This window comes from Pseudomonas sp. 44 R 15 (genome assembly GCF_900004965.1).
Taxonomy (GTDB): domain Bacteria; phylum Pseudomonadota; class Gammaproteobacteria; order Pseudomonadales; family Pseudomonadaceae; genus Aquipseudomonas; species Aquipseudomonas orientalis_A.
In genome coordinates, this window is sequence record NZ_CVTU01000098.1 from 101,836 (window position 1) to 128,822 (window position 26,987).

The following is a 26,987-nucleotide window of genomic DNA, read 5'->3' on the forward strand; positions in this document are numbered from 1 at the left end:
TCCTGACACCGAACAAGGTGTAACTAGGCTCTGGAAAAACGTGTAACCAGATCAAACTCTTTATATTCAATAGTTTAACGTGTGTTGTTACACGCGTTACACTTGGTACACCATTTTAGTGAGGCACCCCCGCCCCCCCTTAACAGCTATCCACCAGCGCCGATCAGACCTCCTTGTTTTTGAAGACTCATAAATGCTCAGCTCTGGACTTCAGAGATTGAAGCGGTGCTTTTTAAGGGAGGTCGATGCCTCATGCTGCAAAAAAAGTGTGGGGGCCCCTAGCCTCTCGGATGGATACGGGGTCGGAAACCCGCGTGATCGTGTTAGCGGAAAAGTGCCCAGCTTAGTGAACAGGTGAACCGGGTGAACCACGGTTTACCAGTGCAATTGCACAAGGTTACTGGGATGTTGCGGGGGACCCTCAGCATTTCTGAAGGACACGGGGCAAAGAACCCACGGGATGGTGTTAGGGGGCAGTCTTTCGTACGTAGGTTGACAGGTTGACGTGGTTGACACTCATCACCATGGTTGACGCCATGCAGGTGTTCACTATTAGCAACACACACAGCCACCTTTACCGAAGCTGTAACGATAACCCTTTTTCTTCAAGATCCTTTCAATTTCAATGATTGAAATTTCAGTAACTTCCAACGCCTCCCACTGACTCGATCCCGCGGGTTTCATGCCCCGTACTGCTAGTAAATCACCAGGGTCCCCAGCGCTTATCGGCCACGAAACTCCGACGGGTATCGCTACGAAAGATCGATACCAGGTGAAGGGAAAAGTCTTTGGGGTCGCTATCCAGATGAATGCGCTTAGGAATTTGGTGGAGATTGAATGTAGACGATCTGCTTATCTCGACCCACCAACAAGCCGATGACGAGCAGGATCACTCCAAGGAAGAAGCCAACAAATCCTAGAAAGCCACTCACCAAAGTACCACCGATGGCCGCTCCCGCCGTTTCTGCACCTGAGTGAGCACCACTGACATTGGTAGCGATATGGCTACCGGTGAAAATAATACCGGACAAGGGAAGCATGAATGCAGCGATGCCCGAGGTCACTAGAAGTCGACGCCATGCTTTGCCAGGAGTGGGAGCATAAATCGCTACGACTAGTGCAATGATCCATGCGACGAAGAACACAATCGCGCCTGTCGCACCGCCAGCCCCTGGCGAAGCCGCTCCGGCGATGGCTACGACCGTCGAAAGAAGAATGGCTAATATTAAGCCGCCAACCAGCCCTGCAAGAACCTTCATCGTTAACTCCTTTTATTTGCCGAGGCATCGAATATGCTGACGTGATGTATAGCAGCAGAATGCCACTTCTGTCCTGCAGCACGGTTGCGGGCGCCCAATGAATTCTCACAGAAACCGGATTTTGTGGCTCTAGCAGTTAGCCTCGTGTATGCCCACGTGTATGCCTAACCGATACCAAACCTAAAAAGCCCAGAAAATACTGGCACTTTACAACCCAGTTCAAACGACGCCGGGGCACCAGATATGAAATGAAAAAGCGCCAGGTCAAGAGACTTGGGGCTTTTTTGTTCTTCAGCTTTTGATAGTTCCCTCGCTCCGCGTGGAAATGCATCCGGTGACGCTCCGCGTCACCCTTGCACAAGTGCCGGACTTTTCGTTGAAAGCAGGACGCGGAGCGTCCCGGGCGGCATTCCCACGCAGGGCGTGGGAACGATCAAAATCCTTTCAATTTCAACGATTGAAATTTCAGTAACTTCCAATGCCTCCCACTAACTCGATCCCGCGGGTTTCATGCCCCGTATGCTCAGTATATCGTCAGGGTGCCCAGCACCTTTTTCTGCAACCCACCCGAGATCTCAGATGAGTAACCTCCAGAACCTAATCGTAAATGCCCGATCCGGCTTAGCTCTCGACGACAAAATCTCTGATGACCGTTGGCAGGCAATCGCTAAGCAATGCGGTGCCGCTGAGATCGAAGAAATCGAACAGCGTATCGTCAGCTTACGAGCCGAGTTAGAAACGGTTGAGGAATGGGACGGAGATACCCAAGATGACATCCACCTAGCAATTAATACCTTCACCCAATTACTGAAGGCCGCGAAATCATCGACTGGCTATCAGCACAGGAATGGCGTTGTTCAGTGAAAACGCCACCAGGAACACGGCCAGCCCTACGTCGATCTGCCGGGTGTATTTGAGAAACAGTGCTTTGATCGGGCCCTGGCCGAACAGCAGGGCCACCACGGAGTACCAGATCACTTCCAGGGTCGAGCACAGCAGCACTACCAGGACTTTGTCGATGTCCGAGCGCGGCACGGATAGAAAGCCGGCGTAGATACTGATCATGAAGGCGATGGTTTTCATGTTGCTGATATTGGTGATGACGCCCACGCGGTAGGCCTTGGCGAAACTGGTCACGCCCGGGGCGGTGCTTTCGGCGGTGCCGGTGTTCTTGGCCAGTACGCTTTTGATGATGCTGTAGGCGATATACAGGAGGTAGGCCGAACCGCATAACGTGGCGACTTTGGAAAACGCCGGGTACTGGTGCAACAAGGCCGCCAGGCCGAGCAGGGAAAGGGTCGAGAAAAACACGCCCACCGTGCAGATGCCCAGCGTCGCGCCGATCCCGGTGGTCACCGAGCCCAGCGAGGCGAAGCGGCTGACAATTATGAAGTTGGGGCCCGGGCTGATCACCGCCAGGATGTAGATCAATGCTGCTGTGAACATGGGAACTCCTTGTATGAAGCAGCAGCTCTCCAGGCCAGCCAGCAGGGACAATGATGTCTTTTCGGCGATTAACTTAGCAGTAATTACACGCCCCGCTACTGACTATAAATTCATAAACTTATGACCCCTTTCACCCAGACTGGCGATGGTATCGCGCGATGCCATCGCCAAGGGATCACTGAGACTGCAATGCCTTAAGCCGCTCCTCAAGATTTTGCGCAGGGAAACGTTTTTGCAACTCGGCCAGTTTCGCCGTCGCGGCACCCTCATCACCTGATGCGCGCAGGCGTAACACTTCCTGCAAGCCCTGCTCCAGCGGGTCAGGCACTGCGCGCTTGGCCAGCTTGCCTTGGGGCAAGACGTCACTGTTAATTTCGGCGCTGAACGACTCGGCACGCGGCGGCGCGCTCATGGGCGCAGGCGCGGAGAAAGCTGCCGGGGCGGCGAGGCGCGTGTTTTGCACCGGGGCAAGCTCGGGGGTGCGCGTCATCACGCCCGCCAGCAGCGCCACACCGGCCACGCTGGCGAATGTCATCTGCCAACGCGGTTGCCGGCACAGACGCAGCCAGCGTTGCCACAGGCTGGGCTTGGGGGCAGGCGCTTCGCGGCGGGCGGTGTTCAGAATGAATGTGTCCAGGAATGCGGGCGGTTCGCCGGCGCTGTTCTGGCGATAGTGCTGGATCAGCGCTTCGTCGCGCGGATCGTTCGGGTCTCGGGGGGCAGTCATACAGTTACCTCGTCGGCCAGCAGGCGCCGCAATTTCTGCAGGGCATAGCGCAAGCGGCTTTTAACGGTTTCCAGCGGGGCACCGGTGAGGGTGGCGATTTGCGGGACTTCGAGGTCGCCGTGCAGGCGCAGCAGGAAGACTTCGCGCTGGTCTTCGGGCAAGGCTTGCACGGCGGCGTCGAGGCGCGCCTGGTCGCGGTTCAGGCTCAGTTGCTGCTCGGGGCCGGCGCTGTCGTCGGGCTGAGCGTGCAGCAACTCGTCGTAGCTGTCGTGCAGCGGGTTGTGCAGGCCGTGTTTGCGCCAGTGGTCGATCAGGCGGTTGCGGGCGATCTGGAACAACCAGGTGCGAAAACTCGCCCGGCCTTGTGGCTGGGTGGTGCTGCGGATCAGGCTGAGCCAGGTGTCCTGGTAGATTTCTTCGGCCAGTTCGGGTTTGTTGCACAGGGATACGAGGAAGCGGTACAGGCCCTGGCGGTGCCGGGCGTACAAGGCTTCGAACGCAGCAGCGTCGCCGGTGCGGTAGCGGGCCAGCAGCGATTCGTCGCTGGGTGGATCGTCTGGAACGGCCATGTAGTGGGCAGACTCCTTTTTATAAGCCGAAGCGGGTTCAAGTGTGGGAGGGGGCTTGCTCCCGATGGCGGTGGGTCAGTCAGCACATTTGGTAATGATAGGCCGCTATCGGGGGCAAGCCCCCTCCCACATTTGATCTTCATTGTGCTCGGGATAAGGGTTTTAGGCTTTGGGCCAGTTCCACCAGTTGCACGAATTCGTTGCGCAGGCCGAACGGGTCGTCGCCTCGGGCCGAGCGGGCCAGGGCGGCGGTGTCCTGCAAGCTCATGTTGCCAGTGTAGCGGCCATCGCCCTTGAGCTGTTGGGCGAAGGCGGCCACGGCGGCGCTGAAGCGTAGCTCGCTGCTGGGCTTGGTAGTCGTTTTGTCGACGGCCCGTTCGATCAACTGGCTGTCACCGTCCGCAGCCGGTTTGTAGCGCACGCGCACCGTCGCCAGTTCGGCCGAGGTGTTTTCAGCCGCAGGTGCTCTGGCATAGCGCAACGGCTCCAGCCAGCCCTTCTCGCCCTTCGGCACGATTTCATACAACGCGGTCACCGTGTGCCCTGCGCCGATTTCGCCGGCATCGACCTTGTCGTTGTTGAAATCCTCACGCTTGAGGGCGCGGTTTTCATAGCCGAGCAGGCGGTATTCGCTGACCTGTGCCGGGTTGAATTCCACCTGCAATTTCACATCCCGCGCCACCACCGCCAGGGTCGAGCTGAGCTGGTCCACCAGCACCTTGCGTGCCTCACGTAAATTGTCGATGTAGGCGTAGTTGCCGTCACCGGCGTCGGCCAGTTGTTCCATCAGGTGTTCGTTGTAGTTGTCTACGCCAAAGCCGAGGGTGGTCAGCGATACGCCGCTTTTGCGCTGGTCCGCCGCCATGTGCTTGAGGCTGTCGAAGTCGCTGATGCCCACGTTGAAGTCACCGTCGGTGGCCAGCAGGATGCGGTTGATACCCTGGTCGATAAAGCCTTCGCGGGCCATCTGGTAGGCCAGTTCGATACCGGACGCACCAGCGGTGGCGCCACCGGCGCTGAGTTGGTCGATGGCGTTGCGGATCGTGGTTTTGTCACGCCCGGAGGTGGGCTTGAGCACCACGCGGGATTCACCGGCGTATGCCACCAGTGATACGCGGTCCTGATCACGCAGTTGATCCACCAATAATTTCAGCGTGCTTTTGACCAGCGGCAGGCCTTCGCGACGGTCCATGGAGCCGGACACATCCACCAGGAATACCAGGTTGGCCGGGGCCAGTTCTGCCACGGTTTTGTCGGAGGCCTTGATGCCGATGCGCAAGAGTTTCGTGCGTGGGTTCCACGGCGTGGCGGCGACTTCAGTGGTGACGCCAAAGGGTGAGCCGTCGGTAGGCAGCGCGTAGTCGTAAGGGAAGTAGTTGACCATTTCCTCCAATCGCACCGCACCTTCGGGCGGCAGGCGACCCTGGTTGAGGAAGCGTCTTACGTTGGCGTAGCTGCCGGTGTCGACATCCACGCTGAAGGTGGAGACCGGTGCTTCGGCGACGCGATGCACCGGGTTGTCGGGCAGGTTGGCGTATTGCTCGCGCGGTTCGCTGCGCTCAGCCAGGGTCGCCGTCTCCCGCATCATCATTGGGGCGGGCATGGCCATGCGTTTGACCAACGCGCCCTGGGCCGGGGCGCTTTGAAGCGCTGCGACGGGTTCCGCCGGTTTCGCCAGGTCAGGGGACGACGACAGCCCACACCCGGCCAGCGCCACCAGCAGGGTAACGGTGAAGCCTTGGGCAGCAGGACGCAGGGAGAGCAGAGCGTGGGACATGGGCTGGGCCTCGTGAATGAATGAGCCGTTCACAAGGTCAGACGTGGGGTGCGCAAGGTTCGGGTTAAGCCCCAATTGACCTGACAGCAAAAAACAATGTGGGAGGGGGCTTGCTCCCGATAGCGGTGGGTCAGCCACTGCAGTAGTGGCTGATGTACCGTCATCGGGGGCAAGCCCCCTCCCACAGTTGATCTTCAGTGTTTGAAGATCGTCAGTCTGTACCGTACTTGGGGTTACGCGGGCCGTACAGGATGCCGGTGCGTTGCCCTGCCGACAGCAGGCGCGCACTGGTGATACCGGCAATCGGGTGCGCCGCATCGGTGGAGCTGTTGATCACCTGCTTGACCGCCGCCGTGATCAGCATGCCCACCAGGCCGCCACCGTTGTTGTTGCCTTCCTCGCTGGACGCCCGCGCCGCGCCGGTCCACAGGGTGGTGCCGGTGCGCAGGTCCACCAGCTTGGCCGAGGCCGTCACTGAGGTGTCGCTGGAGATCAACATGTACTTGGTGCCGTATTCACTGACGGTGATGTACAACGCCGCGTCCGCACCAAAGATGTCATGCAGCTTGGTCGGCGGCACACCCTGGATGTCGTTGGCGGTGGTCAGGCCGTTCTGGCGGAAGGTTTCGTCCACCAAAGCAATCGGCAACACGTAGTAGCCGGCTTCGGCCAACGGGTAGGTGACTTGCGACACCAGGCTGTAGGACGCCTGCACTTCCGGCGATTCATTGATCGGCGGCAGCACCAGGATCGACTTGGGCCGCGCCTGTTTGTACGCCGAATAATCAACCGTCTTGGGCGCCGCGCAACCGCCGAGCAACGCCAGGGCCAGCAAGGCGCCGGTGAGTTTTAACAGGCTCATTTGGTGGCGACTCCGGTCTTGGCGTTTTTCAGCAGAAAGTCCATGTACGCAGCGGACTCGGGGAACAGGGCTTTCTCGGTGCGAAACTCCTGCACCATCTGATCATCCTTGCCCATGTTCATGTACAGCATGCCCAGGTGCGCGTGGTAACCCGGCGGCGCCTTGCGGCCACTGGCGTTGATCTTCTGCAGATCGCGCTCCAGTGCTTCCACCTGCGCTTCCTTGGGCTCGCCCTTGAAGTATTCGTAAACCTGCGGCTGGTAGCTCTCCCATTGATACAGGGGCTGGGGCGCCGTCTGGCACCCGGCTACCGTCGCGATTGCTGTCAGCATCAGCGCCAACTTCACTGCCTTGCTCATCCGTGTACTGCTCCTTGTGGTGTGGCTGATCAGTTACGCGGGTTCCAGGCGCCGGCGTTGATGCCGTCGACCAGGCGGTTGATCGCTTCGCGCATGGCCAGGTCGAGCACCTTGCCATTGAGGGTGGAGTCGTAGCTGGCGGTGCCGCCGAAGCCGACCACTTCACGGTTGGACAGCGCGTACTCACCGGCGCCCTGGGTGGAATACACCACTTCGGAGGTGTTGATGTTGACGATGTTCAACGCGACTTTGGCGTAGGCCACTTGGGTCTTGCCACGGCCGAGGATGCCGAACAACTGGCGGTCGCCGGTTTCCTTGCGGCCGAACTCGGTCACATCGCCGGTCACCACGTAGTCAGCGCCCTTGAGCTTCTGCACGGTGCCTTTGATCTTGGCTTCCTGGGAGGTTTCGCCCATGTTGTCGCGGTCCAGCACGCTGAAGCGGTTGGTCTGCTGCAAGTGGGTGATCAGGATGGTCTTGGCCTGGCCGCCGAGACGGTCGACGCCATCGGAGAAGATGCCGCGCATGTAGCTGGAGCGGTTATCGAACTTGCCCACGGCAATCGGCACACGCACGCCGGAATAGGCGACGTGGGCGCTGGCGACTTGCTCCACCGGCATCGCGCGGTTGCTCTCGGTGGCGCAACCGGCCACGGTCAACAGCGCCGCGGCGGTGAGGCCCGACAGCAGGATTTTGGAGAGTGTCTTCACAGGGTGCTCCTTGGGTGAGGAAATCAGCGTTGCTGGGTTTTCCAAGGAGAGAGGCAGCCTGGACACTATGCTGGCCTGAGTTCTTCCCTGAAAGACTGTGATGCAACGGCTGCGGCATTTTACGGGGTTAAGAGCGGTTCTCAAGGTGTTTCGGCCCGAGTAGTGAAATCCAACACAAACCTCTGGAATGTGGAGATCCAATGTGGTCAGTCAACCCATTACTGACTGGTCTACCGCTATCGGGGGCAAGCCCCCTCCCACATTTGGTTTGCGTGAATCCGGAGCAGCGGGGCCGGGGCAGCTTGCGCTGTCTCAACCTGCTTACGTAGAGCGTGATGCCTCTGATATCAGTGTGGGAGGGGGCTTGCCCCCGATGGCGGCGAGCCAGCCAACACATCATTGACTGACCCTCCGCAATCGGGAGCAAGCCCCCTCCCACACTTTGTTTTGCGGTGTGGCTTAGAAGGCGTAACGCGCCTTGAGCATTACGCCGTCGGCGTCAAAACCACTGCGCGCCTGACGGGTGTAGCTGGCGCCGACGGTGAAGTCCGACACTTGGTAGTTCACGCCCACGCTGGCCTCGTAGCTGTCACGCGCCACCGATGCGCCGGTCACGGTAAACGCCGAACCACCGGCGACGAAGCTGGAGGTTTGCGCCACGCGATCGCCCATCAGGTCGTGGTAGGCCATCAAGGTCGCTTCCGGTTGCAGGCTGCCCGCGCCCATCGGCAAGTTGCCTGCCAAACGCACACCGGCACCCAGTTCGCCCACTTCATAACGTTGCGAAGACGTGCTCAAGGCCGCCGACGAACCTTTCTCGGTGTAGCCATCCATGCGCACGTTGGCATAGCGCGCGGCCACACGCGGCTCGATCACCACCGCCTGGGACGGCTTGAAGCTGTAGCCGCCGATCACGCTGGCCGACAATACATTGCTGTCGTAACTGCCCTTGGCCGTGGTGCCCGCGACGTGGCGCTTGCTGTCATTGTCGTTATGGCCGTAGCTGAGGCTGCCATCCACAAACCAGTTTTGCAGCGCCCAGTTGCCGTACAGCGACAGCGCGTGGCCTTCGATGTCGGTCTTGTTACCCAGGTCCGAATGGATGTTGGAATTGAGGTAGCTGTAGGCCACGCCCAAAGTGGTGGTGTCGTTCACACGACCGTCCACGCCCACCGCCATGCCGCTGCTGTTGGCCGAGTAACCGTTGTTGCCGCCACGGCCGTCCTGGTCCATGTTGCTGCTCAGGCCCTGCACCCACACGCCGCCGACCTGGTGACTTTCACGCTGGTCGGTGAGGCGATTGAAGATCGCGCCGTTGACCACGGTTTGCCCCGACAGCGCCACGTCGAGGGAGCCACGGTTGACGTCCGGCGTGAGTTGATCGGCGAGTTGCGCCAGTTGCTGCGCAGTCCCGGCGTTGGCCAGGCTCTGGAACACTGGATCGTTCTGGTTGAGCCCGCCGAGCACATCGTTTTTCAGCACATTGACGGCGGTCGCGGCTGACGCACCCGCGCTGACACCCGCCAGTTCCTGCTGAACTTGCTGGTCGCTTTTCACCGCCACCACGGCCTTGACCGTCTGCGCGTCGGCCGAGTAGCTGAGCACGTCGAGCAACGACGAGGCGCTGGCGACCGCTACGCCGTTGTTCTGCACGTTGGTGGCTTGCAGCAAGGTGTATTGCGTGCCGGCTTTAGGCGCCGCGAAGTCGCCCGGGTTGGCGCTGACCGTCAGCTTGGAAGCTTGAGCCAGATTGGCCGTGCCGTTGACGGTGAGGTACGGCGTGGTCGGCACCACGCTGTCGGCCAGGTGCATATCGATGCCCGCACCGCTGGCCACATTGAGGTCGCCGGTGATTGCAGTGCCGGGCGACGAGAGGTTCAGCGAACCTGAATTGACCGACACCGGCGCGATGATACGGCTACCGCTGAAACCCGCCTGACCGCCGATGTTGACGGCGCTGAGGTTGAGCAGGTCGCCGGTGATTTTGCCGCCGGTCCAGTTCAGGCTGGCGAGGTTGTTGGCGTCGACGGCGATGCCGCTGTTGCTGCGGATTTCGCCGGCTTGCTGGTTGATTTCAAACGCCGCGACCTGCCTGGCCGCATCCACCTGGATCGCCGTGCCGTCCGCCGCGATGAGCCCACGGTTGACGATACCCCGTGCGCCCGTGGCACTGTTCTGCGCAAAGCTGGCGCCGGACAGATCGAAGGCATTGGCCGACGCGCCCTTGGCTTCAATGGTGCCGGTGTTGAGAATGTAATCGACGGTGCCGGAGAAAAAGCTCAGCCCCCTCGCCTCATTGCCAGTGGCGGAAATCAGGCCGCTGTTTTCAATACGCAGGGGGTTGGTGTCGGTTTCCACTTCCATGCCCCAGGCGCCTTCACCGGTGGCGATAATCGAACCCGAGTTCAGCAGCTTGCCGCCGATGGTGGTCGGCGTGTCGCCGCTGACGTCAAGGATCAAGCCAATCGCATCCGGACCGGCCATGTCGATCACACCGGTGTTGGAAACGTCGCCCGCAATGGTGGTGCCGTGCAGGTAAATGCCTTCGCCACCGCCCAGATAGCCTGGAAACGGCTCGGCGCTCACTGGTGGTGTGGAACGGATGGTGCCGGAGTTGATAACGCTGCCACCAATGGTGGTGGCACCGATTTCAAGCCCTTCGTAGGCGCCATGGTTCATCAGGATATTGCCCGCCTGAACCACATCCCCGGTGATGGTGCCGGGTGTCAGATTGGAAGGGCCAGACCAGAACATCGGGTCGATGGCGATCGCACGAATGGTTTTGCCCTGTGAGTCCAGCGTGATGTCTGCGCGGTTGATCAGCGAGCCTTGAATGTTGGTGTTCACAAAGCCGAGACCGGCGGGATCAGTGGTGCTGGAATCGACCACCCGGGAAAACTTGCCGTTAATGGTGACCGGCTCGCTGAACGTCTCATTGGCCCAAATATTCTTGCCCTGACCCAGGTCGAACTCGACTGCCAGCACCTGCGTGCTGATTGCGCCGACCATGATTGCCAACAGACTTTTCTGGAACTGCTTGCGCTTCATTTCAAACTCCATGAACTACAGTCAAAGCCGCCAATACGCCCGGCAGCAGTAGGTGTGCTGTACGAAAGGATCAATCGATCCGAATGAGGCTCTCCCGGCGTCCCTGGGAATCGCAGGCGCGAGCCGGTGCACCGCAGGCGGTGGCAGACAGGAGGCCGTAATAGGGAGAGGTTCACATCAATCCTTAATGTCATTTGAAAACGCTGCAGTCCATGCAGCCCGACCGGTTGCGGGTGGGCGGGGTAAAGACATCGAGATAAACAAAATGTTCAAAACCATGCGACACGCCCCCAATCCCGTAGGAGCGAGCTTGCTCGCGAAGATCCCCAACGATAACGCGAGCAACCAGAAACACACGGTGCCTGAGCGTTCACCATCACGCCCGCACCAACCAACCGCGTTACCTCACCATCAGACTTACTTGAGCTCCTTCACCAGATACTGCGCAGAAATCTGCGTAATCCCGGTCAACGCCCGACGCAAGGCTTCAGGGTCGGTGCGATAGGTGAGCGGCGTGTAGCCATAAACGTTCTGGCCATTGAATGGCGTCACCGTTTCAAAGGTGCGCCAGATCATTTCATCGCCGCGATTCATCTGCGCCACCACGCTGAGGGTGGGGTAAATCACGCTGCTGAAACCCTGGGTCAGGCGAAAGCCCCACTCGGACACGGTCAACTGGATCTGCGCATCGGCCGGTTCATCGTCGCCGACCACCTTGAGCGTCGAAGTCTTGCCCAGCGCATCGACAAAGCCCTGCTTGAGCAACACGCCTACATCGAGTTTTTCCGCCTCCATCACCGTCAGAATGGCCACCGGCGTCGGCATCTCGGCCAACTGCCCAAGCTTCATGCCGGCGGCAAACCCGGCACCGCTCAACGCCGCAGTGCCGACCTTGGACGCCCCGCTGGCCATGCCGGCACCCGCGCCCAGCCCAGCACCCAGGGCAGCGCCCCAAGCCTGCTCGCGGCCGAAGTACACCATGTTCTTTTCCCACTTCACGGGCAGGACTTTGACGGTCTTGATCTGCGCGCGGTTTTCGGGAGTGAGGGGGTGGCTGACGCAACCGCCCAGGATGAGGGTGGTGAAGAGGATCAGGAGGAGGTTTTTCACATTGGTCCTTTAATGTTTGGGGTGGGGCTTGTGGATTGGCGTATTAGTGATGCGTTCGCTCGTCGGCAGTATGTCGGCAATGAGTGGGAAGACATTAGGGGTCGTGGTGGCACTCTTCGACGTGGCGGCATTTTGATGCCTTGCGTGGGTTTGGTGGTGCGGCTTATAGTCCGGCGGTCGCTCAAAAGGCGACCGGGTTTGGCGACCCGAAGAACGAGCCCTCAATAATCCAGAGAGCTTAATGATGAATCGATACATGCCCCTAACCGGCCACGACTGCACCATCCCAGCGCTGATCATCGACACCCAGGCACCTCTCGACGTCCTCCACGACGCCGCCGTGCACCGCATTCGGGCCGTCACCCAACTGCTGGAAAACCTGGCCTTTCGCGAACACCTCAGCAGCGATGCCGTAGTGCTTTCAGACTTCGCCCATTTGCTGGCCATTCCGCTGCGCGATGGGTGCGATTTGCTGGATGTCATCAGTCGTAGGCTTAATGCCGATCCGTCCTGAGTGAAAATCGGGCGGCCTTTGTGTCGCCCGCTTTGTGCGCTAACTGCAGAGCTAAATGAATCTGTGGGGCGCGCTCCTTTATCACTTTATGCAGCACACCTGATCCTCGGCGAGATAATAAAGCCCTTCAAGTTTTCCGCGAAGTGAAGGAAGATCAACAAGTGGCTCCGACATATAAGAAATCGGCAAGTCCGCTCTAAGCGAAGCGGAAAATTCCGAACCACTCCATTGAGGCTTTATTATTCCATTCCAAAAACAGATAGCTTCGCCGCCTTCCGATAAAATAACTGGCTTAACATATTCAACCGGGGTAATAGAGCTCCAATACAAAAACCCTAAATATACAGAGCCGCGCGCTCCAAAAAAACTGGTTCTCACAACGACTTGAAAATCCGTGCAGGCTTCTTTTTCAGTAAGCGGCCGGACTGTTAACTCATCCTCCACGGTCGCGTCCATCGGAAAGAACCAAGCGCTAAAATTAATGAGATCTTCCCTCGTCAGCTCATACGCTTGCTTATCTAACATTACCAACGCGCCTTATAATTTTAACAATGGTGAAAAATTATTTAATCAGCCTTTCTTCTGCCGCATCGACCTCAACTGAACCTACCAACTCCCTGTTCAACCTAACTCAACTCAACAGATAATAAATAAATAAAGAAAAATCATCATACAACTTTTTAACGCTAACATCTGCAGAATCTATTTCTACTACAGCCCATTTATCATTTTTATCAAAACCCACACATCGCCCCACGCATATCATCGACAAAAATCATCACACCCTCAAATAACGCCGCAGTCTCCTCATCAAAAATATCACTTACATCTAGTAAGCCGTTATAAAGCGTGAACTCTGCCGACTCAATTTTCCCGCTTCCGAACTCTCGCAAAAAAAATCTAAGTAATCATTACGAACATTTTTCTGGGCTGCTCTTGTTGCGTTAAGATTAGCATCATCTACGACACTAAGCCGTCAAACAAATGATCACCTTTCATTTAATATGTTTTCCCATCGCAAATTTAAATAAACCTGTCCTTTTTTCGCTAAATGAGGATTCTTTCATCATCTAACCTTCCCTTCCATCGCAGTTTTCTTCCGCTCCCTTATTCTGACATTTCTGTAAAATACGGTTGCCCTCGACGCCCCTCACGTCACTCTATTCTCTAGGTAGACGTTGAGGTAGAAAGCAATAAGCGGCTACCCAAGTAGCGCTCCCCCCTAACAGAAAACTCAAAACCATAGGAAATATATTTCTTGCTATCTGATAACCCTCAACCTTACTTATAAAGAAAAAAATAACACCCAACATCCATATAGAGGAAACAAAAGCACCGACAATTGAAATCACTAAGTAGGCTTTAAATCCACCTTTTGGCTTAATCAAAATTAGTGATATAGCAAAACCCAGAGCGGGGATAAAAAATACCAATTGAGCCATCAAGGGAACCGTAATAAATAGCGAAAAAACCTCACCTCCTCTTACCTCTCCTATCAATGACGAATTTTCGACCACTGTCACTATTATCGAAATCAACATAAATGGCACAGCTGCCAATCCCGCAAAAAACGGAATTAATAAGAAGGCGAAAAACACTTTTATACTGGGATACATATTAAACCTCATTGCGCGCATCCTTGACTAGCAACTTACTGCAAAAGTTAACAGCTATATTTAATTGGCTTTTTATTACTAACTCGAATTAAAATAAATCCGCGCCCTTTTCTAGCGCAGAATAGGGGTCAGACCACTATTCTTCCAAATAAATCTGTCCCTTTCTCTCGCAGAAGAGAAACTTATTTGCCGCCCAGTTTAAAATCATCTAGCTGCTTATTCATTTTTTCTAAAAAATTACTGGCAAAAGCATTATCAACCCTCAATAAAAGCCTCAAAACATCGTAAATTTTCCACCTATGAAGATCAGGTGACTCAATCACAACGATGAGGTGCTCACGTAGCTCTGGAATATACTCATAAAATTTCTTATCCTCAACCAACCAAAAAAATCCGGAAATCTCAAAAGGTCGACTATTTGATAATTTAATTATTTTCTTAATTGGTTCAAAAATTTCACCCCTTGCTTCCTCGCCATTTCCTCTATCAGAGGAACGCGTGAAATATCCAACCAGCGCAGCCAATGCCAACTTGAATGTTTCGTCGTAACCGTACAACCTATGAACTTCGAGTTCTCCAATTTCATCCGCACGGCATAAAGCATTGGATAAATAAGATAATCCCTCTCTATACCCCCAGCTAGTCAACAACCTCGCTGCGGCAAATCTAATACTCTCCTCAGAGTGCCCCAATAGCTCAATGACACCTTGTACTCTGCTACGTGGGATATCCTCCGCATCTATATCCGTAGCATCGACCGCATAATCTGCATTTGGAGGAACAGAATAGAGCAAATCCTCTATGTCTTTTTTCATTCGTGTCACCTATTTCTTTACAGGCTTAACATATTGAGAAGGAACGCAGCCTTTTATTAAGCACTCTCCATCTCTGGTGGCATTCTCAAGATCCTGTTGAGCAGCCTTTAAGCGCCTTGCATTTTCGTCACTGGCCTTCACGGCAAATCTTCTTTCCGCCTGATCTACCTTCTGCTGCAACGCTGATCTAACGCTCGCATTGTCTAAAAATTCAACATTTGCTAATTTACCAGCATCTATATCTTTTTGCATTTGTCCTACATCAATAGCAATTTGCTGCGCCCCGTAATTCTTTATTTCCCCAGCAACAACTGGATCTGTCGTAGATATATAAGGAGAATCCTTAGAGTTGCCACCTCGAATATGGGACTGAATGGACCCTTCACCATTCAGGTTCGGTGGTACGAGATCATTATCTGCATTTATGTAAGCTTTAGGCGCACCTTTTTCATTCGTAGTAGATGAAAAATCGTTGTCGCTTCGGAAAACAAATTTGCTTTCCTGAGCGTCCATCCCCGCCCGTAGTGCCCAGCGCCCGGCAGCCCAGTCAACCAGCCTTCCACCAATAAATCCACCAGCCGCACCTGTAGCAGCACCCAGCGTCGTATCGACGAGCCTCTCGCCCAACTGCTCTGGGGTGGAGAAGATGAGCTTATCCTCAGCTCGTGCGATGGCCTGCGCCGGGATTGGGCTATTGAACCACTCGTAACCGTCACTCACCGACTGAGCAATGCTTGCTGGGATCTCTTTGTAATTCTTCACGAGATTATCGAGCCCAGCCACGAATTTTCCCGGAAGTTCAGCGGTGTAATCCACGGCACCAATTCCGAGGGCCTCTGTCCGGTAACTCAACTTATTCGCGGGTTCATACCCGGTAAAAACAAGTTCACTACGATCATAACCATTAAAGTAACTAGCTACCCCCTCGCGATACTCATCGAAGGTCATACCAGTGAGGTAAGCCTCCAATTGAACGGAGCGCTCATGATCAAGCATTTCAAGGTTTCTGGACTGGTCGAGGTCATCCATTTCCTTGATGATTTTTCGCTCGCATGCACCAGCTCCCGCACCGAGCGACTTGCAGCCCGCGCGTTTTTTATCAGCAGCTTCAATTTCACTGTGCAGGAGCCAGTTATAGGTAGTCGCTTTTTGCGCAACTTCTGCACCTTTTTCAAGATCACCATCGACTGCGGCGGCAGCCACTAGACCTGTCAACTGTGAAAGCATCAACATCACATCGTCGTTGCCATGTGCCGCCCAGTCCAACTGGTTAATCAGCGCTTCATTCAACCCCGCCGCCGCCGCGCCTGTTTTAAAGTCACTACCGGTCGCTTCAGCTAGCAATCCACCCATCAAGGCATGCGCAACGATTTTCTGAACACTGCCATCCGGGAACTTGATGGTGTCGCCAACCCAGTTAAAGCCCGTGGCCATGGCGACGTTGCCGGCTTCTCCCAGTAAAGCGGCATTGAAGTTGTCACCGAAGCTCCCCCCTTGGATAGCCGTCGATATCCCACTGGAAATGACAGCGCGGCCACCAGCTCGTAGTGCAATATCTCCAGCCGATGTCCAAGTGAAAATATCACTCGGGGAGTTGGTGACCGCCAACGTCGAGCCAGCACTCGGGCTAACACCGCTGACAGTACCAGCACCAGCGCTGTCTGCACCGGCAAACCAATTGGTATCAGCATAAGAAAGTGCGCCGGCAGTAAAACCAGAGACTGCCGCACTCTTGATGCTGTTGGCGCTAACTGTCTCCTTCAAGGCCCTGCCGAGGTTGCCTTTGTTGTTAATGGTGCTGGTAACACCCGTAGTAGAGAAGCTCGTAGCGACCGCCAGTTGCCAGCCACCTAGACCAAACCCAGCCGGCCCCATAATCGCCGCCATCATGATCGCAATCGCAATCTTGGCACCGGCACCCAGCCCCGAGTTGTCGTACTTGAAGCTCTCGTGAATCTCTTTCACCTGGCGCCAATCAATGTCGCCACGCGCTTCAGCTTGCTTGAGCCAGGCCAAATTAGGATCAGCCTTGACCATCGCATCAACGGTCTGGCTTACAGTCTGCTGATCGACCTGTTTGACGTCGATACGAATGCCTTCGGCGGCCTTGATGACAAGTTTTCCTTGGGCAACCAACTCGCTCTGACGCAAGGTTTCGTCTGTATTACCTTTGCCCTTAGCGCTGAACCACGAGAGGTCGCTTTTGCTCTTAGTGTGGCTCTCATCGTGCAGGTCCTTGACGCCTTCAAAGACGATCGCACCGCCACTGTCGAGGATGATGTCCTTGCCGCTGTTGAGCTTGGCGACTTGATACAGCTGGTCGCCTTCACTTTTCAGTGTCAGGTTGCCGCCAGTCTTGATTTCGGTGCCTACCTGGGTCGTGCGGGTGACTTCATCCGTCTGCGCCTTTTTAGCGCCCCAACTGCCCTTCTCCTTCATGTCATACAACGTATGCGTACTGTTCTCAGCCGCCAACAAACTCAACTTATCCCCGCTATACAGATAAGCCTCATTCCCCGCACTGATCCTGCTCGCCACAATCGTGGTGTCACGCCCGGCCTGGCTGACAAAATCCCCACCCGCCGTCAGTACACTCGCCACCTGGGTGGTCTGGTCGTCCGAGGTCTTGATGCGTTTTTTGCCGTGTTTTTCCTTGCCTTCGACGTTGTGCACATCGCTGACCGAGGCGACGTTGAGGTCGCGGCCGGCGGCGATGTTGAGGTCTTTGCCGGCGGTGGCGGTGCTGCCGATGATGTTGACGTCTTGCCCGGCCTGCAGGTTGAGGTTGCCGCCCGCCGTGACGCTGGCGGCGAGGTTTTTGACGTCGGTGGTGATGCTGGATTTCTCGCCGTCGTCGCGGGTCTCGTGTTTGACGCTGGTGTCGCTGGCGGCGATGAGGTTGAGGTCGCGGCCGGCGGTAAGGTTTGCGTCGTTGCCCGCTGTCAGCGCGCCTCGGTTGGTGAGGTCGCGGCCGGCGTCGATGGCGAGGTTTTCGCGGGCGACGATGGTGCCGGCGCTGGTGTCGGTGAGGGTGCGCATGCCGACGCCGTCACGCACCTGGATGGCGGTGGTGTCGTTGGTGACGTCGCCTTTGAGGGCCGTGAGGCTGACTTGTTTGCCGCGAATTTCGCCGGCCATGGCATTACGGATGCTGTCCTGGGCCAGCAGGCTCAGGTTGTTGCCGGCCTCGACCAGGCCGCCGGTGTAGATACTGCCGCTGCTGATGGCGGTAAGGTTGTTGCTGGCGCGCAGGGTGCCGACGTTGATCAGGTCGCCGCCGGTGACGAGGTTGAGGTCGCGGCCCTGGATCAGGCTGTTGCCGCGCACGTTGCGCGAGTCGGCCTGGGCCAGGTAGAGCACGGGCACGAGGACGGTCTGGCCGTCGATGACGCGGTTTTCCATCCACACGATGTCGTGGGTCAGGGCGCCGACTTGCTGGCCGGTGAGGGCCACGCCGAGGCTAAGGCGCAGGGCGTCTTTGCTGGCCAGCGCGTTGTCCATCAGGTAACGGAACTGGTCGGCGTCGCTGTACAGGCCGCCGGCGAGGAAGCGTTGGCCGGTTTGCGCGAGGACGGCGTCGCGGATCAGGCGGGTTTCGTACTGGCCGTCACCGAGGCGGCGCCAGGCGTTGTCGGCGTTAAAGCCGAGTTTGCCGAGCATGTAGTCGGAGCTGAAGAAACCGGACACCGAGGTGAACTCGGGGTTGGTCTCGATCAGGTAATGGCTGGTGGGGTCGGCGTTTTTGACGAACAGGCCGTACTCGCCCTTGGGCAGTTGGAAGGTGGGCGAGGTGGTGGGGTCGACCGGGGCGAAAGCGGTGCCGGTGTAGTCCACCGGTACGAAGCCGCCGCCGGGGGCCACGCCTACGACGGGCAAGACGCTGCCGGGGGCCTGGGCGCTCGGGTCGTTGGCGTGTTTGCTCAGGTTGATGTTGATGCCGCCGACGGGGATGCCGGTCTGGTCGTCGCCGAGGGTGCCGGTCAACTGGGCCAGGGTGTTGTTGTGCAGCGTGCCGTTTTGCAGGGTGCGGGCGACGTTGAGGTTGACCGTGCCGCCCGCCTGCAGGGTGGCGTCGTAGCCGGGGCCGCCGTTGCTGGTCCAGGTGGTGACGTCGCTTGAGTGGACGAAAGGCCGGCTATTGGGCGAACGGTTTTTCAGTTCTTCGAAGCGCGCCTTATCGAAATTCCCCGCTGCCGTGGCCGCATTGAACGCGGGAACGTCGACATAGCGCATGCGTTCAAACAAATCGTCGGGAACGTGCCCCGGCGTGTTGACGACAATCTTGCGCTGCCCCGTGCGCGTGGCGGCGCCCTGGTTGAGCAGGTCACCGGCGGTGATGCTCAGGTCGCCATTGGCGGCCATCAGGCTGTAGCGGTTCTGCACATTGTCGCCTTGCAGCAGCATGTTTTTGCCGGCCACCAGGCGCGCCGATACTGAATCCTTGGTCGCCGCCTCAAGGTACGTTTCGTAGATGGTGATCTCGCCACGTTCCCAGTCGTCTTTCTCGCCGCAGTGTTGCGAACAAACCCAATACAGGCTGCCGGTGGTGAGCGTCTGCCCGAGTTCGAATTCGTCCTTGGCGTTTTCGATAAAGCCTGCATTGATGCCGATGGAGCCTTCGCTTTCCACGGTGCCGGAGCGGTTGCTGAACAGCACGGCACGCCCGCCATCCCGTGCGGCGAAGCTCAAGTTGCCTTTGCTGTAGACGTCGCCATAGCTGTTGCTGAAGCCATTGCTGCGCAAGGTCATATCGCCGCCGCTGAACAGCAGCGAATCGGCGGCATTGGTGATGCCGTTGACCGCCGTGAGGTTCACCGCGCCCTGGGCACCGAGGGTGCCACGGTTGTTGATTTGCGCGGCGGCGATATCCAGTTGCTGGCGGGCAGTGAGGAAGCCGAGGTTGTCCAGGGTGCCGCCCAGGGTCAGGCGGGTATTGGTGGCGGCCAGGCGGCCGCCGTTCTGGCTGAGGTTGTTGGCGGCGACGGTGAGTGTTTGCAGGGCCGAGACGCGGCCGCTGTTGCTCATATCGCCGGTGGTGATGCTGATGTCACCGTCGCTGAGCAGTTCGCCGCCGTTGTCCAGGCTGGCCACGTTGAGGATCAAGCCCTTGGCGCTGGCCATGCGGTCGCCGGCCTTGAGGGCCAGCGCCTGGTCGCTCTTGTAGGTGAGCACGTCGTTGAGTTGCACGCGGCCCAGGCCGTCGACGTTGCCGAACGCCCAGTCGGCGCTGCCCATGCCCTGGATATTGCCCTGGCTGCCGAAGAGGCTGGCGGTGTTGAGGTGGAACAGGCCGGTGCCGGCGTGTTGCAGCATGCCGCTCTGGTTGTTGAGGCTGGCGGCGTCGAGGCTGAAGGCCTGGCTGCCGAATTCGAGGGTGCCGTTCTGGTTGTTCAACGCACCGCTGAGGTTGACGCTGCTGCTGGCGCCGCCCAGCGCACGCAGTTGCCCGCTGGCGCTGTTATCCAGGTTGCCGCCGGTGAGGGTCAGGCCCTGGTTGGCCTCGATCAGGCCGCCCTGGTTGGTGAGGGTGTCGCGTGAGTTCAGGCTGATCTGATTGCCGCTGACCTGGCCGCCCGCACTGTTGTCGAGGGTCGCGCCGCTGACGGTCACTTGTTCTTTGCCGAACAGTTTGCCGCCACGGTTGGCCAGGGCTTCGACGGTCAATTGCAGGTTGCCGACCAGGCTGGCCATCAGGCCGCCGCTGCCGTTATCGACGCTGTTGGCGGTGACGCTCAGGCTGTCGCCCTGCACGGTGCCGCCCTGGTTGTGCAGGCTGGCAGTGGTGAGCACGGTGGGGGCGCCGCTGCTGAGGATCAGGCCCTTGCGGTTGCTCAGGTCCTGGCCGCTGTAGGTCACGCCTTCGGCGCCGGCCAGCAGTTGGCCGTTGTCGTTGTTCAACTGCTGCGCGGCGATGTCCAGGCGCTTGCCGCGCAGGGTGCCGCCGTCGTTGTTGAGGCTGGTGAGTTGCTTGACCAGCACGCTGCGTTCGCCCGCGTCGATCTGGCCGCCGACGTTGGTGAGCAGGTCGCTGACCTTGAGCACCACGTCGCCGCCATCGCTGACCAGCGCGCCTTTGTTGCTGTTGGTGAAGGTCTGCGCGGTGACGTCGACAGTCTGGCCCAGCAGGATGCCGGCGCTGTTGTCGAAGCGCTCGCCCTGCAGTTGCAGCAGGCCCTCGCTCTGGATGCGGCCCTGGGCATTGAGCAACTGGCCCGGCCCTTTGAGCAGCAGGCTTACGCCCTGGGCGCCACCGGCGAGCAGGCCGGCATTGCGGTTGTCGAGGCCGGAAGCGCGTACGTCGAGGCGGTCGCCCAACACGCTCCCGGCGCGGTTGTCGATATCGCCACCAGCCACATCGAGCAGCAGTTGCTTGCCGACGATTACGCCGCTCTGGTTATCCAGGTTGGCGGCGTGCAGTTCGATATCGCCCTGCCCGGCCTGCAAGCGGCCCTGGGCGTTGTTGAGCTGTTGTGCGGCGGTCAGCGTGAGCTTGCCGGTGTCGGCGCTCAATACGCCGCCTGCGTTGCTGCTGAGGGTGCCGGCTGTAACGTTTAGATCGGTGCTGGCCTGGGCGAAACCCTGGTTGTTGTTGAAGGTGTTGGCGACGCTCAGGTTGAGCGCGCCGCCGTCGGCCTGGATCAGGCCCTTGAGGCTGTTGTCGAGGTCGCTGGCATTGACGGTCGCGGTTTTGGCTACCAGTACGCCGTTCTGGTTGTTCAGGTTGCCGGCGTTGACGCTCAGGTCGTTGGCGATGACTTGCCCGCCGTTGTTGTTCAGGTCGGCGCTGGTCAGCGCGAGGCTGCCGCCAGCCATTTCGATACGGCCCTGGCGGTTGTCCAGGGAGGCGCTGTTGAGCGTGGCGGCCTGGCCTTCGCCGAAGCGAATGAGGCCGCCGAGGTTGACGATCGCCGGCGAGCTGATCACCAGGCTCTGCTCGCCGAACAGGCGTGCGGTGGCGCCCTGGTTGGTGAGCTTGGCGCTGCTGACCTCGATGTTCTTGGCCTGGATGATCGCGCCCTGGTTGGTCAGCGCTTGCGCGGCGGTAATCGCCAGGCCTCGGCTGGCCAGCAGGTTGCCGCTGGTGGTGACGGTCTGTGCGTTCACCACCAGGTCGCCGGTGGTGTTGCGGGTGTTATCGGCAGCGACGCCGGCTTCGATGATGCCGGGGTTGTTCACGCTGGCCGCGTTGATCTCGATGCGCTGGCCGGCGGCAATGCTCTTGCGGTTGACCAGGTCCTGGGCGCTGCTCAGTCGTACGTTGCCGTTGGCGTAGACCTTGTCGGTGAGGTCGACGGTCTGTGCGCTGACCTTGACGTTACCGGTGGCCGCCGCCTGCGCCATGCTCAGGCGGCCGTTGGCGTCGAGCTGGATATCGCCACCACTGGCTGCGAGCGTACCGTCGAGCTTCACGCCCACACCGGCCTCGGTGCCCACCAGCTTGATCGCGCCGGCGTACATGCCGCCCAGGGCCGACGAGTCGATCGCCAGCTCGGGTTTGGCGCTGCCGTCATCGGCGCGCACGGTGGTTTTCAGGCTTTGCGCATCGACGTCGTTACGCCCGGCGATCACGTTGAGTTCGCGGGCGTTGATCTGAGCGTTGATTTTGGCGGAGCGGGTGATGATGTCGAAGCGTTCGACGTTGCTGGCGTTCAAGCCTTCGCCGTCGATGGTCACGGCGCCGCCATCGACCTGGTAGCTTTTCAACTGGCCGGTTGGGTCGATGACCGGCTTGCCGGTGGTCAGGGTGACGTTGGGCGTGTTGATAAAGCCGCAACCGCTGCACGTCACACCATACGGGTTAGCCACGATGACCTTGGCCGACTGCCCCGCCACTTCGGTATAACCGCGCAACTGACTGGCGCTGCCGCCGTTGACTTCGTTGAGGATGACGTTGGCCGCGCCGCCCTTGAGGTTGGGGTTACCGACAATGATCCCGCCCAGTTGGGTGTTGACCATAGGGCCGTTGCCATTGTTCAGGATCACGCCGTTGGGGCCGACGTTGTAGTCCTTGAACTGGTTATGAGACAGACCCGCGCCGTTCGGCGTGGCGATATTCACCACCGGCACGCCATTACCCGCCGCGCCCACCGTGGTGCCCGGCGCGCTGACCACAATGCCCTCGGCCTGGGCCAGCAGCGGCTGCCAGAACAGCGCGTTGGCGAGGATCAACGCCAGCCCGCGCTTGGGCAGGCCGAAGAATGCGTTTCGCGGCTTCAGGGCAGCAGAAGGTTGGCGGGCCAGGAAGGCGAATTGTCGAACATCCATTTTCGTAGTCTCGTTGCAGCGGGCATTAAGGACATGCGGCAGTAACCGGCGCTGGGTGCTCGCTCATTACTGTCGACATGCGATCGTCAGGCTGGCTGGAGATAGAACGTCAGTTCTTATTTCCATATCGAGAAAATGCCATTACTTAGCCATCAGATCGCCGAATAAGTTAGTACAAGGAAAGGGGGAAAAGTTCGCGAGTAAGGTGTGAATTGGATCCCACTTATCGGAATTTAGGGGTGGGTTGGGGTTGAATAGCGTGGAGGCAGCGGGCAAGTGACTCTAAAAAACGCAAACCGTGGTCTGCCCCCCTAGTCCCTTTCCCTCTTTAAACTACGACTGCCAGAATGTCAGACAGACGCCATATTCATCGAGAAGATCGTCAGCAATTTCAAACTGAAATACCTTCTCTGGAAAGGCATCGGATAACGCGCGCTTCCAGTATCTAGTGATCTGTTCAGCAAATAAATGACAAAGACGATAATCCTCTTCCGACAGGCCCACTTTAAATACGGGTCGGTCCGGTGCATCCTCCCACTTTGAAAAGAACTGATTTATTGAAAAAATATTTCTGTATCGTTCAACGTCTTTACGCGATGTACTCTGTTCCAACACACTAGATTCGGTCTCAACCAGCCCGTTAAAATGAAATTTTTGCGGATCGTATTGCTGAGCGTTAGACAGCCAGAAAATGTGACCATTGACCTCAATAAAATCAGGAGAGAGCAAACCCAGAACAGAAATTGCCTGTTCTAATGAAACCAAGTTTCCTACATATGAAAAAAACTCCCCGGAGCCAATATCTGAAACAAACAGACTCAACGACTCTTTAGAAATATTACCCTGATAAACTTTCATCATTTTAACCCCAAGCTATGGAAATAGTGGAAATAGGGGTCAGACCACTATTCTTCTATTTAAAAGAGCAACTCTACTAACCTCTAAAAACGCAAAAATGTGGCCTACCCTATTTCGCCAAAAATAAACCATATTTTTAAAGAGCAACTTCACTGAACTCTAAAAAACGCAAACCGTGGTCTGCCCCCTATTTCCTTCTCCCTCAACCCCTACTCCCTCCTTATAAACCTAATCAGCAATCCTAAAGAAATGATTATCTAGATCATCAGGGGGAAACTGACTAGGCAAAATTTTTGACGAAATATCTCTGCTAAGCAACTTTAAAAGAAACTCAACACAGCCAAAATTGTAGACCTCCTCCGCCCCCTGATCCGAGCTATGAATTGCAACTTTCCATGACTCTGGTTCTCCATTGACTAACCAAACAAGAGTTTCTCCATTATCCGTTACCGCCCAAGGAAGAAAAGAACCTTCCGCAGGGTAAGCTGGTCTCGGATAGTCCGACGAAAACTCCTGCCTCATTACAGCGTATGCATCTATAAAGTATTTGCTTTTTTCAAAATTCAAGTTTGGATTTTTTGAAAATGGATCTAGAATCCATAAAAAATCGTCTACCGACCCACATCCGTAAATTGATATTAATTGTTTGAAATCATTCGGCAATCGTGGATTTCCCTCAGATTCAAAGTTCGCCCAAGCCGTGTTATCGAAGATTCGCTGAGAGGGTGGCGAAAGAAGACTAATCAGCTTATTTATCATTCCTACTTAACTCCACTCACGTTTGGGATTGATACATCAAGAGTCAAACCGCCTGATCCACGAGCAGATAACGTTACACCGGTTGGCATTGGATTTGTACCCGTGTAAATAGGCACCGCCCTATAGCTTACGGTTTCACCACTCTGCACCGCGCTCCTGACTTGACGCTCAAATGAACTCATATTTGGATGATTTGCGTTGCGCTGGAAAAGTGTCACCAAATTTCTTGCATCATCACCAGCCCCCCCCTAGTGAATTTGCTAGCAAATGTCCTCGTGCATGGTTAGCAGGCTGCCCTTCAAAACCTGGAGGTCGAATTGCTGGATTAGCGCTTGAACCGCCTCCCAATGAATCCTCCCTAAGGACTGCTGTAACTCCAGTAGGTCGACCAAGTGAGTCAAGCTCGCCGAGAATTACGTTGCTTGGGGCATTTGGACTTGGCCTGGCCAGCGAAGGGTAGCTGCTTTCTGGAATTTCTTTTGGAGGCGCGAAATCCGCATCGTTAGCAGCAGCCTTACCAGCATCTACAAAGCCAGTTTCTCCAGAAACCAGCCCTGAAGGAGTTGCCTTCGCCCCCCCCCAACTCTATTCGAGCAGCGACCTTAGCCGTAACCTTCTCCGCCAGCAAGGCGCCACCCTTCACCAGCCCACCGCCAGCTGAAAGGACCGCAGCCATATCGCTGATCAGCCTTCCAGTTTCAACCCCGGCGTTATAAGAGCCACTGGGCCCGGCTTCTTCATACTGCGCTTGCAGTCGATCGATGCGATCAATATACGGCTGCTTGACCGCGTCCCAAACACCACCGCTCTCCACTACAGCTTTCAGCGCCGCATAGGTCGCCTTGAGGTTGCCTGCGGTGCGGACGATGCCATCAACGGTGTCGTTCAGCCCCAGAACAGCGCCAGCGGCAGTACCGAGTGTAAAGCTGGCATCCTGCGCGATGTCGATCGCTGTCCACTTCGTAGCTGTGCCTGTACTGCAGACCAACGTCGGACACTCACTCATTTCCTTGTCTCTCTGAGCCTTCTGCGCCTTGCTCAGATAGTTGTTCTGGACGGCATTAGTGCCCGCTTGCGCGCCGGTCACTGCCCCACTCAGGTCACCACCTGCAATCCCCCCAGCCAGCCCAGCGGCCAAACCGGACAGCGCAACCACCGTCTCTCTCTGCTCCTGCGTCAGATCCGCCGTTTTAGTGTTTGGGTACAGTTGATGGGCGATCAATTCGCCCGTCGCTGCCCCGGCACCGCCTGCCAGCGCCGAGTTGCCTTGGGCCTGTGCCACCACGGCACCCAATACCGCATGCGCCATAGTATTCAGCGCATCGTTGTCCCCGGTGGTTTTCTTGATCACTTGTGCCAAGTAAGGAGACGACGCCCCCGCAATAGCGGAGCCAATATCGCCCCCAACCAGCCCTTGCAATGCTGCTGTCACCGCCTGTGCTACACGCGGGTAATTACCGCCGACCCCGTAGTCGGCCATGATTCGTTTATAAGCGTCAGTGGCGATCAGTTTTTTCTTGTAGGCGTCGACGTCCTCTTTTTTGGCATCCTTTCCAGGCTCTTTGATGCCACGCTTATCAAGTTCAGCACGCGCTTCTTTATCGGCATCGATCTGACCCTGAGTCCGAACGATGTCTACCGTCTGAGTGCCAATATCCGCAATCAACTGCACCTGCCGCAGCCGTTTCTGCTCTTTCTCCTTATCGAAGATGGGGCTGATGGCGCCGTTGGCGTGTTCAACATCGTGGCTCAGCGTTGCCACGTCCTGCTGCTGTTTGGCAGGGTCGCGGATGTTGAGGGTGCCGTTGGAAATGGCCGAGGACGTGGTGCCGCTGTCGCTGTCGCCGTGGTTAAATCCGACCAAGCTGCCGGTGGGCATATTGCTGATGAACGCGTTGGTGCCATCGCTGCCACTGCTCACACTGGCGCTCTGCAACTGGCTTGTGTACTCAGCCTTGTTCTTTAAAACACTCCATCCCAGCGTACCGGTGCTCAAGCGGTTTTTGTCCGCTGTTGCGGTGCTGCCGATCACGCTGCCATCGAGCTGTGTGTGGTTGCCCACGTCAATCTGGTAGCCGCCCTTGCCGCCGAACAGGCCGGTCTGCTCCTGCACACTCTGGTATTTGGAGTCGATCTTGCTTTTGCTGATGCTCAGGTTGGCGCTGGCGCCGGTGCCGATGATGGCGAAGCTGACGCCTCCACTGACATCCGTTTGCTTGGACTTGTAGTTATCGGTGTCCTGCAGGCTTTGCAGCGTGAGGTCGCGACCCACGGTGGCGGTGATTTTGTCTGC

20 protein-coding genes are annotated in these 26,987 nt (G+C 57.3%); 2 read left to right on the top strand and 18 right to left on the bottom strand.

What is annotated here, in order from left to right; all coding sequences use genetic code 11:
- Window positions 1-815 precede the first annotated feature (815 nt).
- Entirely contained in the window at window positions 816-1,259 is a 444-nt protein-coding gene (locus BFP93_RS16105; RefSeq protein ID WP_065893846.1) for a hypothetical protein, read from the bottom strand.
- Window positions 1,260-1,838: 579 nt separating this feature from the next.
- Here BFP93_RS16105 and BFP93_RS16110 point away from each other — a divergent pair.
- A complete protein-coding gene (locus BFP93_RS16110) occupies window positions 1,839-2,123 on the top strand; it encodes a hypothetical protein (RefSeq protein WP_065893847.1) in 285 nt (94 codons plus the stop codon).
- Here BFP93_RS16110 and BFP93_RS16115 read toward each other — a convergent pair.
- The 9 genes from BFP93_RS16115 to BFP93_RS16155 all read right to left on the bottom strand — a co-directional run bounded on the left by BFP93_RS16115 (window position 2,082) and on the right by BFP93_RS16155 (window position 11,867).
- The gene (locus BFP93_RS16115) at window positions 2,082-2,705 is read right to left on the bottom strand and encodes a LysE family translocator (protein WP_065893848.1); all 624 of its coding nucleotides are present in this window, start codon (window positions 2,703-2,705) and stop codon (window positions 2,082-2,084) included. The genes BFP93_RS16110 and BFP93_RS16115 overlap by 42 nt on opposite strands.
- A 175-nt stretch (window positions 2,706-2,880) precedes the next feature.
- Entirely contained in the window at window positions 2,881-3,432 is a 552-nt protein-coding gene (locus BFP93_RS16120; RefSeq protein WP_065893849.1) for a hypothetical protein, read from the bottom strand.
- Window positions 3,429-4,001, bottom strand: a complete 573-nt coding sequence (locus BFP93_RS16125) for an RNA polymerase sigma factor (protein ID WP_065893850.1) — start codon at window positions 3,999-4,001, stop codon at window positions 3,429-3,431. Before BFP93_RS16125 ends, BFP93_RS16120 begins: the two co-directional genes overlap by 4 nt.
- Before the next feature lie 139 nt (window positions 4,002-4,140).
- A complete protein-coding gene (locus BFP93_RS16130) occupies window positions 4,141-5,778 on the bottom strand; it encodes a vWA domain-containing protein (protein WP_065893851.1) in 1,638 nt (545 codons plus the stop codon).
- A 211-nt stretch (window positions 5,779-5,989) separates the two neighbouring features.
- Window positions 5,990-6,640: a DUF799 domain-containing protein gene (locus BFP93_RS16135; protein WP_057725334.1), complete on the bottom strand. Its 651-nt coding sequence runs from the start codon at window positions 6,638-6,640 to the stop codon at window positions 5,990-5,992.
- Entirely contained in the window at window positions 6,637-6,999 is a 363-nt protein-coding gene (locus BFP93_RS16140; RefSeq protein WP_057010471.1) for a DUF4810 domain-containing protein, read from the bottom strand. Before BFP93_RS16140 ends, BFP93_RS16135 begins: the two co-directional genes overlap by 4 nt.
- Window positions 7,000-7,028: 29 nt before the next feature.
- Complete coding sequence (locus BFP93_RS16145) at window positions 7,029-7,709, bottom strand: CsgG/HfaB family protein (RefSeq protein ID WP_065883139.1); 681 nt, start codon at window positions 7,707-7,709, stop codon at window positions 7,029-7,031.
- A gap of 459 nt (window positions 7,710-8,168) precedes the next feature.
- Window positions 8,169-10,757 carry an autotransporter family protein gene (locus BFP93_RS16150; RefSeq protein WP_065893852.1) on the bottom strand — a complete coding sequence of 863 codons (2,589 nt, stop codon included), beginning with the start codon at window positions 10,755-10,757 and terminating at the stop codon, window positions 8,169-8,171.
- A gap of 417 nt (window positions 10,758-11,174) precedes the next feature.
- A complete protein-coding gene (locus tag BFP93_RS16155) occupies window positions 11,175-11,867 on the bottom strand; it encodes a hypothetical protein (RefSeq protein ID WP_065893853.1) in 693 nt (230 codons plus the stop codon).
- 256 nt (window positions 11,868-12,123) lie between these two features.
- Here BFP93_RS16155 and BFP93_RS16160 point away from each other — a divergent pair, with 256 nt between their 5' ends.
- Entirely contained in the window at window positions 12,124-12,381 is a 258-nt protein-coding gene (locus BFP93_RS16160) for a hypothetical protein (protein WP_065883145.1), read from the top strand.
- 81 nt (window positions 12,382-12,462) lie between these two features.
- Here the strand turns inward: BFP93_RS16160 and BFP93_RS16165 are convergent, their stop codons facing one another.
- The 8 genes from BFP93_RS16165 to BFP93_RS16190 all read right to left on the bottom strand — a co-directional run.
- On the bottom strand, window positions 12,463-12,906 hold the full coding sequence (locus BFP93_RS16165; protein ID WP_065893854.1) for a hypothetical protein: 444 nt from the start codon (window positions 12,904-12,906) through the stop codon (window positions 12,463-12,465).
- A gap of 635 nt (window positions 12,907-13,541) precedes the next feature.
- Window positions 13,542-14,009 (bottom strand): hypothetical protein, encoded by a 468-nt coding sequence (locus BFP93_RS16170; RefSeq protein WP_065893855.1) that lies wholly within the window; start codon window positions 14,007-14,009, stop codon window positions 13,542-13,544.
- Window positions 14,010-14,179: 170 nt separating this feature from the next.
- Window positions 14,180-14,812: a hypothetical protein gene (locus tag BFP93_RS16175; RefSeq protein ID WP_065893856.1), complete on the bottom strand. Its 633-nt coding sequence runs from the start codon at window positions 14,810-14,812 to the stop codon at window positions 14,180-14,182.
- A gap of 9 nt (window positions 14,813-14,821) precedes the next feature.
- A complete protein-coding gene (locus BFP93_RS16180; RefSeq protein WP_065893857.1) occupies window positions 14,822-23,077 on the bottom strand; it encodes a two-partner secretion domain-containing protein in 8,256 nt (2,751 codons plus the stop codon).
- A 333-nt stretch (window positions 23,078-23,410) separates the two neighbouring features.
- Window positions 23,411-23,938 (bottom strand): hypothetical protein, encoded by a 528-nt coding sequence (locus tag BFP93_RS16185; protein ID WP_256095215.1) that lies wholly within the window; start codon window positions 23,936-23,938, stop codon window positions 23,411-23,413.
- A gap of 225 nt (window positions 23,939-24,163) precedes the next feature.
- A complete protein-coding gene (locus BFP93_RS27545; RefSeq protein ID WP_083203172.1) occupies window positions 24,164-24,694 on the bottom strand; it encodes an SMI1/KNR4 family protein in 531 nt (176 codons plus the stop codon).
- A gap of 2 nt (window positions 24,695-24,696) precedes the next feature.
- Window positions 24,697-24,912 carry a DNA/RNA non-specific endonuclease gene (locus BFP93_RS27550; protein WP_176717569.1) on the bottom strand — a complete coding sequence of 72 codons (216 nt, stop codon included), beginning with the start codon at window positions 24,910-24,912 and terminating at the stop codon, window positions 24,697-24,699.
- 296 nt (window positions 24,913-25,208) lie between these two features.
- Window positions 25,209-26,987: VENN motif pre-toxin domain-containing protein (locus tag BFP93_RS16190; protein ID WP_256095216.1), on the bottom strand; the 1,779-nt coding region annotated here is incomplete at its 5' end.

Coding starts and splice junctions, on each gene's coding strand:
- BFP93_RS16105 (WP_065893846.1), bottom strand. CDS start 1,259: ATGAAGGTTCTTGCAGGGCTGGTTGGCGGCTTAATATTAGCCATTCTT.
- BFP93_RS16110 (WP_065893847.1), top strand. CDS start 1,839: ATGAGTAACCTCCAGAACCTAATCGTAAATGCCCGATCCGGCTTAGCT.
- BFP93_RS16115 (WP_065893848.1), bottom strand. CDS start 2,705: ATGTTCACAGCAGCATTGATCTACATCCTGGCGGTGATCAGCCCGGGC.
- BFP93_RS16120 (WP_065893849.1), bottom strand. CDS start 3,432: ATGACTGCCCCCCGAGACCCGAACGATCCGCGCGACGAAGCGCTGATC.
- BFP93_RS16125 (WP_065893850.1), bottom strand. CDS start 4,001: ATGGCCGTTCCAGACGATCCACCCAGCGACGAATCGCTGCTGGCCCGC.
- BFP93_RS16130 (WP_065893851.1), bottom strand. CDS start 5,778: ATGTCCCACGCTCTGCTCTCCCTGCGTCCTGCTGCCCAAGGCTTCACC.
- BFP93_RS16135 (WP_057725334.1), bottom strand. CDS start 6,640: ATGAGCCTGTTAAAACTCACCGGCGCCTTGCTGGCCCTGGCGTTGCTC.
- BFP93_RS16140 (WP_057010471.1), bottom strand. CDS start 6,999: ATGAGCAAGGCAGTGAAGTTGGCGCTGATGCTGACAGCAATCGCGACG.
- BFP93_RS16150 (WP_065893852.1), bottom strand. CDS start 10,757: ATGAAGCGCAAGCAGTTCCAGAAAAGTCTGTTGGCAATCATGGTCGGC.
- BFP93_RS16160 (WP_065883145.1), top strand. CDS start 12,124: ATGCCCCTAACCGGCCACGACTGCACCATCCCAGCGCTGATCATCGAC.
- BFP93_RS16165 (WP_065893854.1), bottom strand. CDS start 12,906: ATGTTAGATAAGCAAGCGTATGAGCTGACGAGGGAAGATCTCATTAAT.
- BFP93_RS16170 (WP_065893855.1), bottom strand. CDS start 14,009: ATGAGGTTTAATATGTATCCCAGTATAAAAGTGTTTTTCGCCTTCTTA.
- BFP93_RS16175 (WP_065893856.1), bottom strand. CDS start 14,812: ATGAAAAAAGACATAGAGGATTTGCTCTATTCTGTTCCTCCAAATGCA.
- BFP93_RS16180 (WP_065893857.1), bottom strand. CDS start 23,077: ATGGATGTTCGACAATTCGCCTTCCTGGCCCGCCAACCTTCTGCTGCC.
- BFP93_RS16185 (WP_256095215.1), bottom strand. CDS start 23,938: ATGATGAAAGTTTATCAGGGTAATATTTCTAAAGAGTCGTTGAGTCTG.
- BFP93_RS27545 (WP_083203172.1), bottom strand. CDS start 24,694: ATGATAAATAAGCTGATTAGTCTTCTTTCGCCACCCTCTCAGCGAATC.